This window comes from Streptomyces sp. NPDC127197 (assembly GCF_042672405.1).
Lineage (GTDB): Bacteria > Actinomycetota > Actinomycetes > Streptomycetales > Streptomycetaceae > Streptomyces > Streptomyces flavusporus.
Genome location: NZ_JBHXVG010000012.1, coordinates 172,516 through 187,538, shown reverse-complemented (window position 1 = coordinate 187,538; position 15,023 = coordinate 172,516). Strand labels below are relative to the sequence as shown.

The 15,023-nt window shown below is 70.6% G+C and carries 15 protein-coding genes; 9 read left to right on the top strand and 6 right to left on the bottom strand.

Annotated features, from left to right (window positions below; translation table 11 throughout):
* The first annotated feature begins 105 nt into the window (after positions 1-105).
* From ureA to ACFVJQ_RS20945, 7 genes are all read left to right on the top strand, one after another.
* Positions 106-786 carry an urease subunit gamma gene (ureA, locus tag ACFVJQ_RS20975; RefSeq protein WP_385513706.1) on the top strand — a complete coding sequence of 227 codons (681 nt, stop codon included), beginning with the start codon at positions 106-108 and terminating at the stop codon, positions 784-786.
* Positions 783-2,453 (top strand): urease subunit alpha, encoded by a 1,671-nt coding sequence (locus tag ACFVJQ_RS20970; protein WP_385513707.1) that lies wholly within the window; start codon positions 783-785, stop codon positions 2,451-2,453. The genes ureA and ACFVJQ_RS20970 overlap by 4 nt, the downstream gene beginning before the upstream one ends.
* A 44-nt stretch (positions 2,454-2,497) precedes the next feature.
* Positions 2,498-3,538: an agmatine/peptidylarginine deiminase gene (locus tag ACFVJQ_RS20965; protein ID WP_385513708.1), complete on the top strand. Its 1,041-nt coding sequence runs from the start codon at positions 2,498-2,500 to the stop codon at positions 3,536-3,538.
* 10 nt (positions 3,539-3,548) lie between these two features.
* A complete protein-coding gene (locus tag ACFVJQ_RS20960; protein ID WP_385513709.1) occupies positions 3,549-4,151 on the top strand; it encodes a TetR/AcrR family transcriptional regulator in 603 nt (200 codons plus the stop codon).
* Between the two features lie 124 nt (positions 4,152-4,275).
* Positions 4,276-5,550 carry a TolB family protein gene (locus ACFVJQ_RS20955; protein WP_385785750.1) on the top strand — a complete coding sequence of 425 codons (1,275 nt, stop codon included), beginning with the start codon at positions 4,276-4,278 and terminating at the stop codon, positions 5,548-5,550.
* A gap of 329 nt (positions 5,551-5,879) precedes the next feature.
* Entirely contained in the window at positions 5,880-7,484 is a 1,605-nt protein-coding gene (cimA, locus tag ACFVJQ_RS20950; RefSeq protein ID WP_385785747.1) for a citramalate synthase, read from the top strand.
* A gap of 89 nt (positions 7,485-7,573) precedes the next feature.
* Positions 7,574-8,926: a hypothetical protein gene (locus ACFVJQ_RS20945; protein ID WP_385513712.1), complete on the top strand. Its 1,353-nt coding sequence runs from the start codon at positions 7,574-7,576 to the stop codon at positions 8,924-8,926.
* Between the two features lie 66 nt (positions 8,927-8,992).
* On the opposite strand, the gene ACFVJQ_RS20940 is transcribed toward ACFVJQ_RS20945, so the two are convergent.
* From ACFVJQ_RS20940 to ACFVJQ_RS20925, 4 genes are all read right to left on the bottom strand, one after another.
* The gene (locus tag ACFVJQ_RS20940) at positions 8,993-9,775 is read right to left on the bottom strand and encodes a serine protease (RefSeq protein WP_385513713.1); all 783 of its coding nucleotides are present in this window, start codon (positions 9,773-9,775) and stop codon (positions 8,993-8,995) included.
* A gap of 184 nt (positions 9,776-9,959) precedes the next feature.
* Entirely contained in the window at positions 9,960-10,460 is a 501-nt protein-coding gene (locus ACFVJQ_RS20935; protein WP_385513714.1) for a GNAT family N-acetyltransferase, read from the bottom strand.
* Entirely contained in the window at positions 10,457-10,690 is a 234-nt protein-coding gene (locus ACFVJQ_RS20930; RefSeq protein ID WP_385785743.1) for a DUF397 domain-containing protein, read from the bottom strand. Before ACFVJQ_RS20930 ends, ACFVJQ_RS20935 begins: the two co-directional genes overlap by 4 nt.
* Entirely contained in the window at positions 10,687-11,508 is an 822-nt protein-coding gene (locus tag ACFVJQ_RS20925; protein WP_385785740.1) for a helix-turn-helix domain-containing protein, read from the bottom strand. Before ACFVJQ_RS20925 ends, ACFVJQ_RS20930 begins: the two co-directional genes overlap by 4 nt.
* 112 nt (positions 11,509-11,620) lie before the next feature.
* Between ACFVJQ_RS20925 and ACFVJQ_RS20920 the strand changes: the two genes are divergently transcribed.
* The gene (locus ACFVJQ_RS20920; protein ID WP_385785737.1) at positions 11,621-12,028 is read left to right on the top strand and encodes an ATP-binding protein; all 408 of its coding nucleotides are present in this window, start codon (positions 11,621-11,623) and stop codon (positions 12,026-12,028) included.
* A gap of 54 nt (positions 12,029-12,082) precedes the next feature.
* On the opposite strand, the gene ACFVJQ_RS20915 is transcribed toward ACFVJQ_RS20920, so the two are convergent.
* The gene (locus ACFVJQ_RS20915; protein ID WP_385513718.1) at positions 12,083-12,685 is read right to left on the bottom strand and encodes a YceI family protein; all 603 of its coding nucleotides are present in this window, start codon (positions 12,683-12,685) and stop codon (positions 12,083-12,085) included.
* Between the two features lie 100 nt (positions 12,686-12,785).
* Here ACFVJQ_RS20915 and ACFVJQ_RS20910 point away from each other — a divergent pair, with 100 nt between their 5' ends.
* Positions 12,786-14,123: a glycosyltransferase gene (locus tag ACFVJQ_RS20910; protein WP_385513719.1), complete on the top strand. Its 1,338-nt coding sequence runs from the start codon at positions 12,786-12,788 to the stop codon at positions 14,121-14,123.
* Between the two features lie 9 nt (positions 14,124-14,132).
* Here ACFVJQ_RS20910 and ACFVJQ_RS20905 read toward each other — a convergent pair whose 3' ends face one another.
* Positions 14,133-15,011, bottom strand: coding sequence for a DMT family transporter (locus ACFVJQ_RS20905; RefSeq protein ID WP_385513720.1), 879 nt, complete (start codon positions 15,009-15,011; stop codon positions 14,133-14,135).
* Between the last annotated feature and the right edge of the window lie 12 nt (positions 15,012-15,023).

Here is a 15,023-nt window from a genome sequence, read left to right as displayed (position 1 = left end):
GCTCAATTCTGGGTGTCGTAAGCCGCCGGTCAAGGGTTCCAGTTCCAGCATCAGTCGTTTAGAGTGCTGCTCTAAGTCGGGGGACGGCAAGGAGGTGCCCGCGTCATGAGACTGACCCCCACGGAGCGTGATCGGCTGCTGCTCTTCGGTGCCGCCGAGTTGGCCCGTGCTCGTCGTGCCCGGGGACTGCGGCTCAACGTGCCGGAGGCGACCGCGCTCATTGCGGATGCCGTGTGCGAGGCCGCCCGCGACGGGGCCCGGCTCGCCGAGGCCGTCGAGCGGGGCCGGTCCGTTCTCGGTCCTGACGATGTGCTGCCCGGCGTCGCGGACGTGGTCACCGAGGTGCACGTCGAGGCCGTCTTCGACGACGGCTCGCGGCTTGCGGTCGTCTCCGACCCCATCGGGGGCGGGCTGGGGGAGCAGGGCCCGGGGGCGCTGCTGCCGGGGCCCGGGCATGCCGAGCCCGAGGCGGTCGTCCGGCTGGCGGTCACCAACACCGCCACCGTGCCGGTGTCCGTCACCTCGCACTTCCACTTCTTCGAGGCCAACCCGCGGCTCGCCTTCGACCGCGCACAGGCCTACGGCATGCGGCTCGCCGTCCCCGCCGGGTCCTCCGTGCGCTTCGGGTCGGGGGAGAGCCTCGAGGTCGGGCTCGTGCCGATCGGGGGTGACCGCATCGCGATCGGCTTCGCCGGTCTGGTCGACGGGGCGCTGGACGCGCCGGGGGCGAAGGAAGAGGCCCTGCGCAGGGCCGCCGCCTGTGGATATCTGGGAGCTGAGCGGTGAATCCGTACGAGTACGCCGGTACGCACGGCCCGCGCGCGGGCGACCGCATCCGTCTGGGCGACTCGGGGCTGGTGATCCGCGTCGAGTCCGACTCCCAGCAGTACGGCGACGAGTTCCTCGCCGGTTTCGGCAAGACCGCCCGTGACGGACTGCACCTCAAGGCCGCCGCCGTCCGCGAGACCTGCGACGTCGTCATCAGCAATGTCGTCGTCATCGACGCGGCGCAGGGCATACGCAAGGTCTCCATCGGCATCCGCGAGGGCCGGATCCATGCCATCGGGCGGGCCGGCAACCCCGATACCCTCGACGGGGTCGACGTCGTGGTCGGCACGGGCACCTCGATCGTGTCCGGTGAGGGGCTCATCGCCACCGCCGGGGCCGTCGACACCCACGTCCACCTGCTGTCGCCGCGCATCATGGAGGCCTCGCTGGCATCCGGCGTGACCACGGTCATCGGGCAGGAGTTCGGGCCGGTGTGGGGAGTCGGGGTCAACTCGCCGTGGGCGCTCAGGCATGCGTTCAACGCCTTCGACGCCTGGCCGGTCAACATCGGGTTCCTGGGGCGGGGTTCGTCCTCGGTGGAGGCCCCCTTGATCGAGGCACTCGCCGAGGGTGGCGCGAGTGGCTTCAAGGTGCACGAGGACATGGGCGCCCATACGCGGGCGTTGGACACCGCGCTCCGGGTCGCCGACGAGCACGACGTCCAAGTTGCCCTGCACAGTGACGGGTTGAACGAGTGTCTGTCGGTGGAGGACACCCTCCGCGTCCTCGATGGCCGCACCATCCACGCCTTCCACATCGAGGGCTGCGGCGGCGGACACGTGCCGAACGTGTTGAAGATGGCGGGAGTTCCGAACGTCATCGGTTCCTCCACCAACCCCACCCTCCCCTTCGGCCGGGACGCGGTCGCCGAGCACTACGGCATGATCGTCTCCGTCCACGACCTGAAGACCGACCTGCCGGGCGACGCCGCCATGGCCCGCGACCGCATCCGTGCCGGGACGATGGGCGCCGAGGACGTGCTGCACGACCTGGGCGCGATCGGCATCACCTCGTCGGACGCGCAGGGCATGGGCCGGGCCGGCGAGACCGTCCGCCGTACGTTCGCGATGGCCGGGAAGATGAAGGCCGAGTTCGGTGCCCCGGACGAGCACGACAACGAGCGCGTCCTGCGCTACATGGCCAAGCTGACCATCAACCCGGCCATCGCACACGGCCTTTCCCACGAGGTCGGGTCGATCGAGGTCGGCAAGCTCGCCGACATCGTGCTGTGGCGGCCGGAGTACTTCGGGGCCAAGCCGCAGCTCGTGCTGAAGGCGGGCTTCCCGGCGTACGGCGTGGTCGGCGACCCCAACGCGGCGACCGACACCTGCGAACCACTGGTCCTCGGGCCGCAGTTCGGGGCGTACGGGGCCACGCCCGCCGACATCTCGGTCGCCTTCGTCGCACAGGCGGCCGTGGACCAGGGGCGGGACTCCATGCCGACGCGCCGCCGCCGGGTCGCCGTCCGCGGCACTCGCGGCATCGGCCCCGGCGACCTGCGCCTCAACTCCCGTACCGGATCCGTCGACGTCGACCAGCGCACCGGCCTGGTCACCCTCGACGGCGAGCCGCTGCGCTCCGAGCCGGCGGACTCGGTCTCCCTCAACCGCCTCTACTTTTTGTGACACATCTGCGGAAAGTGTCACGCTTTCAGAAAAGGACACCCCACATGCCTGCTGCTGCCGACGGCTTCCGCATGCCCGCCGAGTGGACCCCGCACGAGCGCACCTGGATGGCGTGGCCGGGCCCCAACCCCACCTTCGACGACCCGGACGACCTCGCCGCGGCCCGGGTCGCCTGGGCGTCGGTCGCCCGCACGATCCGCCGCTTCGAGCCGGTGACGGTGGTGTGCGGCCCCGGACAGTCGGCGGAAGCGAAAAGCCTGTTGGGCGAGGGAATCGACACCGTCGAACGCCACCTCGACGACGCCTGGATGCGCGACATCGGCCCCACGTTCCTCACCGACGGCAACGGTGAACTCGCCGCAGTCGACTGGACGTTCAACGGCTGGGGAGCCCAGTCCTGGGCTCGCTGGGAGCACGACGCGAAGATCGCCGCGTACGTCTCGGACCTGGCGGGTTCCGCAAGGACGTACACCTCGAAGCTCGTCAACGAGGGCGGCGCCATCCACGTCGACGGCGAGGGCACGGTCCTGCTCACGGAGACCGTGCAGCTCGGCCCCGAGCGCAACCCCGACTGGACGCGCGAGGAGGTCGAGGCGGAGATCCACGCCCACCTCGGCACCCGCAAGGCGATCTGGCTGCCGCGCGGCCTCACCGGCGACTACCCCCCGCACGGCTTCGGGACCCTCGGCCATGTCGACATCGTCGCCGCCTTCGCCCGCCCCGGCGTCGTGGTCGCCCACCACCAGCCCGACCCGGCACACCCCGACCACGAGGTGACCAAGGAGGTCATCGGCCTGCTGAGGGCGCAGACCGACGCCCGCGGCCGCCGCCTGGAGGTCGTCGAGGTGCCCGCCCCGACCGCCCTGGAGGCCGACGGTCACTGGGCCGACTACTCCTACATCAACCACTACCTCTGCAACGGCGGCGTCGTCCTGTGCGCCTTCGACGACCCGCGCGACGAACTCGCCGCCGGCATCTTCCGCCGCCTCTTCCCCGAGCGGACCGTGACGCTGGTGGACGCCCGTACGATCTTCGCGGGTGGTGGAGGCATCCACTGCATCACGCAACAGCAGCCGAAGATCTAGGAGTCGTCGGATGGCCGGTGCGCGGAAGAACGCCCCGCCCCGCGAGAACGTCCTCGCCGCCGCCATGGAGATGATCGCCGAACGCGGTCTGGAGAAGCTCACCATGGCGGCGCTCGGCCGCGAGGTCGGCATGAGCAGCGGTCACCTGCTCTACTACTTCCACTCCAAGGACGAGCTGCTGCTGCAGACCCTGGAGTGGAGCGAGGGCCGGCTCGGCGTCGAGCGCGGCCGGCTGCTCAGCCGCACGGCCACGGCCCGCGAACGCCTCGACGCCTACGTCGACCTGTACGTTCCCGACGGCCACCGCGACCCGCACTGGACCCTCTGGCTGGAGGTCTGGAACCGCTCGCAGAACGCCGACGACGGCGCCCGCGACCGGCAGTCCGCGATCGAGGGCGCCTGGCATCGCGACCTGGTGGCGCTGCTCGCGGAGGGGGTGTCGCGCGGCGAATTCCGCCCGGTCGACCCGGACCGCTTCGCGGCCCGGCTGCGCGCGCTCCTGGACGGCTTCTCCATCCATGTGGCGATCGGGCTGCGGGGGACGGACCGCGAGCAGGTGCTCAGGCACGTACGGGAATTCCTGGACGATGCCCTCACGCGCCCGGACGCCTGAGGAAGCGCCCAGGTTGTACGCATTCCTGCGGATTGACCCCGTGCAGGCTGGTGCCTTTGCATCGTTGTGAGCCCTCGGCGCAGGGCCGGGGGAACAGCGCTGAACGGGGAACACGGGGGAACGCATGTCCAGATCCGCACGTCTGGTGTCCATCGCCGCACTGACCACCGGGCTCATCACGTTGACCACGACCACGGCGTCGTCCGCACCGGCGCCCGTCACCGAGAGAATCACCCTGTCCGCGACGGGGGAGCAGGGCAACAGCCACTCCTACGGCCCGGACTTCAGCGCCGACGGCCGGTTCGCGGTCTTCACGTCGGACGCGTCCAACCTGGTGCCCGGTGACACCAACGGGCAGCCGGACGTCTTCGTGCGCGATCTGCGCAAGGGCGACATCGAGCGGGTCAGCGTCGGTTCGGACGGCGCCCAGGCCGACAGCGACTCGTCCGCGCAGGCCATCAGCGCCGACGGGCGGTACGTCCTCTTCCGCTCCGGGGCCAGGAACCTCGTCCACTGGGACAACCCGCCCGCGGACGCGGGCGCCGACGACGTCTACCTCCACGACCGGCGCACCGGCGGCACGGAACGGGTCAGCGTCGGCTTCGACGGCGGCTCCGCCTACGCGGCCGGCGCCCACATGTCGGCGAACACCCGCTACATCGCCTTCAACGCCAAGGCCGACCGGATGGAGAGCGGAGCCCGCGACCTCTTCGGCGCCGTGTACGTCTTCGACCGCCGCACCGGCACCACGGAGCGGCTCAGCAACCGCAGCCGCCCGGACAACCCCGCGCTTCTGCAGGGCATGAGCGCCGACGGCCGCCATGTGGCGTACACCCAGCTCGTGCCGCGCAGCGGGCGCGGTGCCACCTGGGTGCACGACCGCCGCACCGGCATCGAGGAACAGGTCAACGTCAAACCGGACGGCACCCCGGGAGAGCGGTACGGGATCCCCGCCTCGCTCTCCGCGGACGGTCGGACCATCGCTTTCGTGGGGGACGAGGACCTGGTCCCGGGCGGCACCCCCGACGGCGCGCCCGACCTGTACGTCCGCGACCTGCGCACGGACATCACCCGGCGGGTCGACGCCGGTCCCGACGGCGAGAGCCTGCTCGACAGGCCCCTGCTCAGCCCGGACGGCCGGTACCTGGCCTACGAGGCCTCCCCGCGGTCGGCGGACGGAGGGCGCGGCCCGACCAACGTCTACCTCCGCGACCTGCGCACCGGAGCCACCCGACTGGTCAGCGAGTCGCTCACCGGCGGGCCCGTGACGGACACCTATGCGTGGCTCACCTCGGTGAGCGCGGGGGCGAAACGCATCGGATTCTCCAGCGCCTCGTCCCAGCTCGTCGCCGACGACACCAACGGCAGCAACGACGGCTTCGTACGCCGCATGCGCTGAGCCCCCCATGCCCCGCACGGAAGATCACGGGTTCGCATACTGAGACGGACGGTGAGCACGGGGGCGGTCTGTGCCAAACTGCCCCCGTGCTCTCGTTCGCCACGATTATTGGCAGCAGGCGCGCCGGTCCGCAGTGACCGCCACGTACGACCACGTACGGGCGGACACCGTCGTCCTCGACCCGCGCGCAGACCTCTCGCACCCGCGAGAGGTTTTTCGCATTTCTGGCCCACCTTCAGCCGGAGGCACAGCGCGCGGGATCATGGGAGGACGGTGGAGCCGGTCATTCCGGTACTGACCGAGATCCATACATCAGGAGCCTTCAGACCATGACGGAAACCAGCGAGCTGGACGACTCGTTCCACGTCTTCGACACGACCCTGCGCGACGGCGCCCAGCGGGAGGGCATCAACCTCACCGTCGCGGACAAGCTGGCCATCGCACGGCACCTGGACGACTTCGGCGTGGGCTTCATCGAGGGCGGCTGGCCGGGCGCCAACCCGCGGGACACCGAGTTCTTCGCCCGCGCCCAGCAGGAGATCGACTTCCGGCACGCCCAGCTCGTCGCCTTCGGCTCCACCCGCCGCGCCGGCACCACCGCTGCCGAGGACCCGCAGGTCAAGGCTCTTCTGGACTCGGGCGCTCCGGTGATCACGCTGGTCGCCAAGTCCCACGACCGGCATGTGGAACTGGCCCTGCGCACCACGCTCGACGAGAACCTGGACATGGTCCGCGACACAGTGTCGTACCTGCGAGAGCAGGGCCGCCGCGTCTTCGTCGACTGCGAGCACTTCTTCGACGGCTACCGCGCGAACCCCGAGTACGCCAAGGCCGTCGTCCGTACGGCATCGGAGGCCGGCGCCGATGTCGTCGTGCTGTGCGACACCAACGGCGGCATGCTCCCGGCGCAGGTCCAGGCGGTCGTCTCCACCGTCCTGGCCGACACCGGCGCCCGGCTCGGTATCCACGCCCAGGACGACACGGGCTGCGCGGTCGCCAACACCCTCGCCGCGGTGGACGCGGGCGCGACCCATGTGCAGTGCACGGCGAACGGCTACGGCGAGCGCGTCGGCAACGCCAACCTCTTCCCGGTCGTGGCGGCCCTGGAGCTGAAGTACGGCAAGAAGGTGCTGCCCGAGGGCCACCTCCGCGAGATGACGCGCATCAGCCACGCCATCGCGGAGGTCGTGAACCTCACCCCGTCCACGCACCAGCCCTATGTAGGCGTGTCCGCCTTCGCGCACAAGGCGGGCCTGCACGCCTCCGCCATCAAGGTCGACCCGGACCTGTACCAGCACATCGACCCCGAGCTGGTCGGCAACACCATGCGCATGCTGGTCTCCGACATGGCGGGCCGCGCCTCCGTCGAGCTCAAGGGCAAGGAACTCGGCATCGACCTCGGCGGCGACCGCGAGCTGGTCGGCCGGGTCGTCGAGCGCGTGAAGGAGCGCGAGCTCAAGGGCTACACGTACGAGGCCGCCGACGCCTCCTTCGAACTGCTGCTGCGCACCGAGGTCGAGGGCAAGCCCCTGAAGTACTTCGAGGTCGAGTCCTGGCGCGCGATCGTCGAGGACCGCCCCGACGGCAGCCACGCCAACGAGGCCACCGTGAAGCTGTGGGCCAAGAGCGAGCGCATCGTCGCGACCGCGGAGGGCAACGGCCCGGTCAACGCCCTCGACCGCGCCCTGCGCGTCGCACTGGAGAAGATCTACCCGCAGCTCGCCAAGCTCGAGCTGGTCGACTACAAGGTCCGCATCCTCGAGGGCGTCCACGGCACCCAGTCCACGACCCGCGTCCTGATCTCCACGTCCGACGGGGCGGGGGAGTGGTCGACGGTGGGCGTGGCGGACAACGTCATCGCCGCGTCGTGGCAGGCGCTCGAGGACGCGTACACCTACGGCCTGCTGCGGGCCGGAGTGGAGCCCGCCGCGTAAGGCGCTCGGCATCGCGGGGGTGCCGGTCCCGGGGAATTCCTCCCCGGGACCGATGTCCGTTTCTGCCCCGTTCAGGTAGCTTCGAACATATGAAGGCTGCGCTGGTACAAAGGCTTCTACGCCTGTTGATCGTGCCTGTCGCCGCCGTGCTGGCGGCGCTGCTGGTCGCTGCGCCGGGCGCGTACGCGGCCACCGACCTGTCCAAGGTCGCCGAGGCCCTGCGCGAGAGTCCGGTCTACGTGGACCCGGCCGCGTCCGACGTGCTGCCGGAGTCGGACGCCGACGCGCTCGCCGACAAGATCCGGGACGCGGACAAGCCCGTCTTCGTGGCGGTCCTCCCGTCCGATTACCCGACGCAGAACCTCTTCCAGAACCTGCGCACGGAAACCGGCGTCACGGGCCTGTACGGCATCCGGCTCGGCGACGAGTTCGACGCGCGGGCCGACAGCGCCGTGCTGAGCCGCAATGCCGTGTCCAACCTGGTCACGTCCGTGCAGAGCGCGGGCGACGCCAAGGCCCAGCTGAACGACTTCGTCGACGGCGCGCTGCGCAACGTGGGCGGCACGGCGCCGAGCAGCTGGAGCGAGGGCACCGGCGACGGCGTGTCGACGACCGCGCTGATCACCTTCGGTGCGGTGCTGGTGGCCGGTGGCGCGGGCGCGTACACGCTGGTCCGTCGCAACCGCCGCCGCCACGAGGAGGACCAGCGGGCGGCGCTGGAGAAGCTGCGCGTCGTGGTCGACGAGGACATCACGGCCTTCGGCGAGGAACTGGACCGGCTGGACTTCCACCCCGCAGAACCCGGCGCCGACGACGCCATGCGCGCGGACTACGAACGCGCGCTGGACGCGTACGACAAGGCGAAGTCGCTCATGGCGGCCGCGCAGAAACCCGAGGACGTACGCGCGGTGACCCAGTCGGTGGAGGACGGCCGTTTCTCGCTCTCCGTCCTGGCCGCCCGCCGCGAGGGCCGCCCGCTCCCCGAGCGTCGCCCGCCCTGCTTCTTCGACCCGCGCCACGGCCCCTCGGTCGCCGACGCCACCTGGACACCGTCCGGCGGCGCGACCCGCGAGGTCCCGGTCTGCGCGGCCGACCAGGCCCGCCTCGCCGACGGCGCCGACCCCCTGGTCCGTGAGGTGGACACCGAATACGGCCGCCGTCCGTACTGGGAGGCGGGCCCGGCCTACGGCCCCTGGGCCGGCGGTTACTTCGGGGGCGGCATCCTCCCCGGCCTGCTCATCGGCACGATGCTCGGCAGCCTGATGGCCACGCCGACGTACGCCGCCGACTACGGCTCCGGTTACGGCGACTTCGGCGCCGGCGGCTATGAGGGCGGTGACGTTTCCGGCGCGGACTTCAACACCGACGACTTCAGCGGCGGCTGGGGCGGCTTCGGCGGTGGGGACTTCGGCGGTGGCGGGGACTTCGGGGGCGGGTTCTGAGCCGACTGCCGGATGTGGAACGGGCCCGGTGCTTGGCAGCACCGGGCCCCGTACGTGTACGGAAGCTCAGAGCGTGGCCGCCGCCGAGGCGATCGCGGAGGCGAAGGTGGAGACCTCGGTGTAGACACCGGGGGCGTTGGGCCGGGCGCAGCCTATGCCCCAGCTGGTGATGCCGACCTGGATCCAGGCACCCGCGGCGTCCCTGCGGAACATGGGACCACCGGAGTCGCCCTGGCAGGTGTCGACGCCGCCCGCCGTGTAGCCGGCGCAGATCTCCTCGTTCGCGATGAGGCCGCTGTAGCCGCTGTAGGAGCGGCAGGTGGCGTCGCTGACGAACGGCACGTTCGCCTTGAGGAGGTAGCGCTGCTGGCCGCCGCCCTCGGTGGCGGCACCCCATCCGGCGACGGTGAAGGTGCCGGTGTTGTACTGCGTGGTCGTGGCGATCTTCAGGGTCGGCAGGTTGATCGGCTGGGCGAGTTTGATCAGGGCCCAGTCCTTGCCGTTTCCGTTGTAGCCAGGGGCCCGGTAGACCTTGGTGGACCGGACCTGGACGCGGCCGCTCGTGGACTGCAGGTCCACGACGCCCGCGGTGGCGGTGATGCTGGTGTTGTTGCCGGTGGCGCCCACACAGTGCGCGGCGGTCAGCACGATCTGCTGGGTGTACAGCGCGCCGCCACAGCCCATCGACAGCCGGACCATGAAGGGGAACTCGCCCTGCGCGGCGCGGGTCCCGCCGACGACGGGCGCGGGGGCCGCCTGCGCGGGGGACACGGGCTGAAGGCTGACAACCGCGAGCGCGGCCGCACCGGCGACCGCGCATCTCTTGAGGGCCTTGAGGAGGGTTCTCATGCGATGCCTTCCATGGGGGGTGAGGAGGAAGCTGGAAATGACGAGGACATGTCAAACCTTGCCAGGAGAAGTGCCTGGGTACTGGCAAGGACACGTCAATTCCTGTTGCTGGATTATGAGAACGCCGTGAGCGCGCACACAAGGGGCGCAATCCAGCCAAGCCTCCCCGGCCGGGCCGGCGACCTCACTCCACGTCGGGCAGCGCCAGCCACTCGTCCCAGCTCAGATCCCGCCCGACGAACCGCGGACGCCGGAACGGCCACTCCTCGGCGATCCACCGCGGCACGAACGCGTCGAGCGCCCGCTCCAGCCGCCCGCCGACCTCACTGTCGACCACCCACCAGGAGATCTCCGCATCGGCCCCGGCCTTCTGCGGGGGATCGATGTAGACGCACCCGTGAAGAGCGGTCCCGTCCTGCGTCTCCACGGTGTAGTTGAAGGACTCGTGCGCGTCGATCTCGGCGGCGTGCCGCTCCAGATCCTCCCGGTTGGCCTCGTACGACATCGTGGCCGAAGGCCAGCCCCACGCCTTCCCGTAGATGGACCACAACCGCTCCCGCGACCCCATCACGGCCGGATAGTCCAACGGCGCGTCCGCCCCGCTGATCGGCCGCAGATGATGCCGGTCCCCGTCGGGGATCTCGACGCGAAGGGGGTGCACGAAGTCGCGCGGCAGCCAGGTCATGCGAGCCGACCGAGGAAGGTGGTCCAGGTGTCGGGGGAGACGGTGAGGACGGGGCCGTCGGGGGTCTTGGAGTCGCGGACGTGGATGGCGGAGGGGTGGGTGGCGACTTCGAGGCAGTTGCCGCCTTCGTCGCTGCTGTAGCTGGACTTGCGCCAGTCGTAGGCGACTTCGAGGCAGTTACCGCCTTCGCTGCCGCTGTAGCTGGACTTGAACCACGCCACGGTGTTCATGACTCTCCTAGCAGTCCTTTCAAGAGTCGCTCGCTCTCGTCGGGAGAGAGGGCCTGTGACCGCAGCATTCCATACTTGTGGTGATAGTCGCTGACCTCGTCGGGGTCATCGATGAGGAAGCTGGCGCGTTGCACCTCCAGGTAGGCCAGGCGCTCGTGTTCGGGGGTTTCCAGCAACACCATGGGGCCGTCGAGACCGGCGTGGGGCGTCCGGTCCTCAGGCATGATCTGGAAGCTCATATGGACCGGTTCGGTGTACTCCAGAATCTGGCGAATCTGCTCCCGCATCACCTGCGGCCCGCCGACCTGCCGCCGCAGAATGCTCTCCTCCAGGAGGAAGTGGCCCACGGGCGGCCGGTCCCGCTGCCAGATCAACTGCCGCTCCATACGGGCGTTGACCCACTGCTCGGCGGTCTCGCTCCCAAGGGCCGGATACCGGAAGTCGAAGACGGCGCGACAGTAGTCCCGGGTCTGGAGCAGCCCGGGTACCACCTGAGCCTCGTACGACAGGATGCTGACCGCCTCCTGCTCGTGATCCACAAGCCCCTGCGCGAACTGCACGATCTTCTCCCGCACTGGCAACTTCTCCACCAGCACGGCCAACACCCCACCCGTCCCCAGCAGTTCATCGAACTGCTCGGCCCGATCGGGCTGAAGCGCCAACCTGCCCTGCTCGATCGACCTCACCGTGTCCACGTGAATGCTCGCCACTTCGGCGAACTGCTCCTGCGTGAGACGGGCTTGCTTCCGGCAGTGCGCGAGCACCGCACCGACCGCCTGCCACGAACCGACCTTCTTGGGCTTCTTCGCCGAGTGCATGCGTGACCCTTTCCCCCGTGCACAGCCGAAGTCCTCGTAGTGAGCTCGTAGCAATCAGGACTACGACTTCACTCACTGATCCACGATAGTGACTCCCTGTGACAGTGGCCGCATGAACGCACAACCCCAACACCCCCACATCCGCGAGGTGTTCTACCGTCGGGACCGCAGATCGGTGGGCCACGCCCGTGAGTTCACGCGACAGGCGCTCGCGGACTGGGCCATGACCGAGCGAAGCGACGACGTACTGCTCTGCGTAAGCGAGTTGGCGACGAACGCGTTACTCCACGGCGCACCGCCCGGCCGCGGTTTCGCCGTGCGCCTGACGCTGTACGGCGACGGCGTACTGCGCGCCGAGGTGCACGACAGCGGCGCCGGAGAGGTGCGCGCCCCGGACGCCCCGTCGGACTCCGAACACGGCCGTGGCCTCCTGCTCGTCGCCGCGCTCGCCGACAAGTGGGGCGTGGGGGAGCGCAACCCCGGCAAGATCGTGTGGTGCGAGTTCGAGGGCCGACGGTGACCAGGGCCGCCCAGCGGGCGGCCCTGGTGTGTCAGGTCACGCGATGCGCGAGGTTCACGCGTTCCGGATCGCCGAGATGTCGAAGTTCAGCTTGATCTTGTCGGAGACCAGGACGCCGCCCGTCTCCAGCGCCGCGTTCCAGGTCAGGCCCCACTCGGAGCGCTTGATCTCGGCCTTGCCCTCGAAACCGACCCGGTCGTTGCCGAAGGGGTCCTTCGCGGCGCCGTTGAACTCCAGGTCGATGGTGAGCGGCTTGGTGACACCGAGGATCGACAGGTCGCCGGTGATGCGGTACTCGTCGCCGCCGAGGGCCTCCGCCTTGGTGGAGCGGAAGGTCATCGTCGGGAACTCGTCGGTCTTGAAGAAGTCCGAGCTCTTCAGGTGACCGTCGCGGTCGGCGTTGCCCGTGCTGACGCTTTCCATCTTGACGTCGATGGACGCGCTGGACTTCGACGGGTCGGTGCCGTCCAGGTGCAGCGAGCCGGTGAAGTCGAGGAACGTGCCCTTGACGTTCGTGACCATGGCGTGGCGTGCGACGAAGCTGATCGTCGTGTGCGCGGGGTCGATCGTGTAGTCGCCGGTCAGCGCGGCCAGGTCGGGGTTCACGGCCGTGCTCTCGGTCGAGGGGCCGGAGTTCTTGTTGCCGAAGATGCCCATGGTGTGCTCCTCAGGGGGACGGGTGTCTGTTGAATATTCAACGACATCAACGGAATCGACGGTAGACCTATTCCGTTCAATTTTCAACATCATCTCTCGGGTGTCGCGATTGGATCACCGGCCGGGGTGGTACCCGCTGTTCGTGTTCTCGGTCGCGGTCCTGGTCGAGCTGATGCGAAGCAGCACGTCAGGCGGGCACATCAAATGCTGGGAGCGCTTAGCGGAGAGCGCCGCCCGGCTGCCCGAGTGCGCGCCGGATGCCCCCGGCCTCGACCTGACCGTCTACTTTCTCGGCCAGCGGGAACGGCTCGAGGCCCTCTCCCCGCACGTACGGTTCGTCATGCTGCGGCCGGCCTTCGCCACCTCCGCCCTGATGTCGGCCGACGGAGCGGAGGACATCTCCGACCTCGCCCCCCACCATCGCCGGCTGGCCGCGCTGCTGCCCCGGCACGACGTCTGGCATCTGACGCACAGCTTCGCCTACGCCGCCACCGCGGTGCGGCTGGCCCACCGCGCCGCCCGCAACGGCGCCCGGACGCCCCGGCTCGTGGCCTCCGTGCACACCGACGTCCCCGCGCTGGCCTCCGTCTACAGCCGCTACCTCGCCGACCGGTGGCTGCCCGGCGCCCACCGCCGGACGGGGGAGTTCCTCTCGGCCCGCGCCGAGACCCTGCTGCGCCGGCGACGGGACCGGCTCCTCGGCGCCTGTGAACAGGTTCTGGTCCCCACCCCGGCCGGAGGCGCGGAACTCGCCCGGACCCTGGGCGCCGACCGGGTCGCCCTGCTCCGCCGCGGCATCGACCACCGCCGCTTCCGGCCCGACCCCATGGCCAGGGCCCGGCTCGCCCGGGAGCACGGCGTACCGGCCGACCGCCCGCTGGTGCTGTTCGCCGGCCGGCTGGACGCCACCAAGGGCGTGCCGCTGCTCGCCGAGAGCGTACGGCGCCTGCGCGACCGCGGAACGGCCGTGCACCTCGTCATGGCCGGCTCGGGCGCGGAGGCGGACGCGGTCCGGCGGGTCCTCGGACCGGACGTCACCCTGCTCGGCACCCTCCCGCAGGAACGGCTGGCCCCGGTCTACGCCGGCTGCGACGTCTTCGCCTTCCCGTCCCGCACGGAGACCTGCGGCAACGTCGTCGCCGAGGCGATGGCGAGCGGCCTGGCGGTCCTGCTGCCCGAGGACGCGCGCACCACACAGTGGCTGGCCGCGCCCGGCCGGGACGGGATCGTCGTACGACGTGACGACCCCCGGGACTGGTCGGACGCTCTGGGCGCGCTGGTCGACCAGCCACGGCTGCTGGACGCGGTACGCCACCGCGCCGCGGCCACCGCGCGGGACACGCACCCCTCCTGGGACCGCGTCCTGACCGAGGACCTCCTGCCCGTCTGGAGGACTCCCGCCCCCTCCCACCGCAGCGGCACGCCACACGCGGCGTGAGCCGACGGCTCACGCCGTACCACCCGCCCGCCGCCCTCGCAGCGCCGCGATCACCGGTGACGAGTCCAGGCTCACGATCCCGGCAGCCACCAGCGCAAGCCCCGTCACCGTGACCGCGCTGACCGGCCAGCCCGTACGGATGGCCTCCCCGAAGACCGTCGTGCCCACGGTCACGGCGACCACCGGCTCCGTCGCGTCGATCACCGTCATGCTCGCGGCCAACGGGCCCTGCTGGAAGGCGCTCTGGATGAGCAGCAGGCCGACCACACTGGCCGCCACCAGGGCGTAGGTCTGCCAGGCGGACAGTGCGGAGCCGAGCCCGTGCCTGAGGCGTTCCACGGTGGCGGCCAGCAGGACGGACTGGGTGCCCATGACCGCCCCGGCCGCCAGAGCCGTCGCCGACGCCCGCCAGGGCCCGGTCAGCAGCCGGGCAGCCGTCAGCGCAGCGGCGACCAGCGCGGCGGTCGCGCCCAGGATCAGCAGCCAGGACAGCGCTCCCACCGACTCCGGGCGGCCGCCGTGCGGGCGGGCGGAGAGCAGGGTGAGGGCGAGGCCGACGGCCACGGCGAGCGTGCCGAACCACTCCCGGCCACCGAGCCGCATGCGGTGCAGCCGCGCGGACAGCGGCACGGCGAACACCAACTCGGCGACGATCAGTGGCTGGACGAGGCTGAGCGGCCCGAACGCCAGGGCCAGCGACTGGAATCCGTACGCCACCACGGCCAGTCCGATCCCGCACAGCCACAGCGGCTCCCGCACCAGATGGCCCAACAGGCGCGGGGACAGCGCCTCTTCGTCCGGCCGCCCGCCCGCCGCCCACTGCTGGAGGACACCCGCGACGGCGAAGCAGACAGCGGCGGCGAGCGAGGCGAGGACGGCGATCGGCATACGCCCGCGCCC

What these genes read in the sequence shown, in the direction of transcription:
- ureA (WP_385513706.1), top strand. Translation starts at nt 106, where the DNA reads ATGAGACTGACCCCCACGGAGCGTGATCGGCTGCTGCTCTTCGGTGCC.
- ACFVJQ_RS20965 (WP_385513708.1), top strand. Translation starts at nt 2,498, where the DNA reads ATGCCTGCTGCTGCCGACGGCTTCCGCATGCCCGCCGAGTGGACCCCG.
- ACFVJQ_RS20955 (WP_385785750.1), top strand. Translation starts at nt 4,276, where the DNA reads ATGTCCAGATCCGCACGTCTGGTGTCCATCGCCGCACTGACCACCGGG.
- ACFVJQ_RS20945 (WP_385513712.1), top strand. Translation starts at nt 7,574, where the DNA reads ATGAAGGCTGCGCTGGTACAAAGGCTTCTACGCCTGTTGATCGTGCCT.
- ACFVJQ_RS20930 (WP_385785743.1), bottom strand. Translation starts at nt 10,690, where the DNA reads ATGAACACCGTGGCGTGGTTCAAGTCCAGCTACAGCGGCAGCGAAGGC.
- ACFVJQ_RS20920 (WP_385785737.1), top strand. Translation starts at nt 11,621, where the DNA reads ATGAACGCACAACCCCAACACCCCCACATCCGCGAGGTGTTCTACCGT.
- ACFVJQ_RS20905 (WP_385513720.1), bottom strand. Translation starts at nt 15,011, where the DNA reads ATGCCGATCGCCGTCCTCGCCTCGCTCGCCGCCGCTGTCTGCTTCGCC.
- ACFVJQ_RS20935 (WP_385513714.1), bottom strand. Translation starts at nt 10,460, where the DNA reads ATGACCTGGCTGCCGCGCGACTTCGTGCACCCCCTTCGCGTCGAGATC.
- ACFVJQ_RS20960 (WP_385513709.1), top strand. Translation starts at nt 3,549, where the DNA reads ATGGCCGGTGCGCGGAAGAACGCCCCGCCCCGCGAGAACGTCCTCGCC.
- cimA (WP_385785747.1), top strand. Translation starts at nt 5,880, where the DNA reads ATGACGGAAACCAGCGAGCTGGACGACTCGTTCCACGTCTTCGACACG.
- ACFVJQ_RS20940 (WP_385513713.1), bottom strand. Translation starts at nt 9,775, where the DNA reads ATGAGAACCCTCCTCAAGGCCCTCAAGAGATGCGCGGTCGCCGGTGCG.
- ACFVJQ_RS20925 (WP_385785740.1), bottom strand. Translation starts at nt 11,508, where the DNA reads ATGCACTCGGCGAAGAAGCCCAAGAAGGTCGGTTCGTGGCAGGCGGTC.
- ACFVJQ_RS20915 (WP_385513718.1), bottom strand. Translation starts at nt 12,685, where the DNA reads ATGGGCATCTTCGGCAACAAGAACTCCGGCCCCTCGACCGAGAGCACG.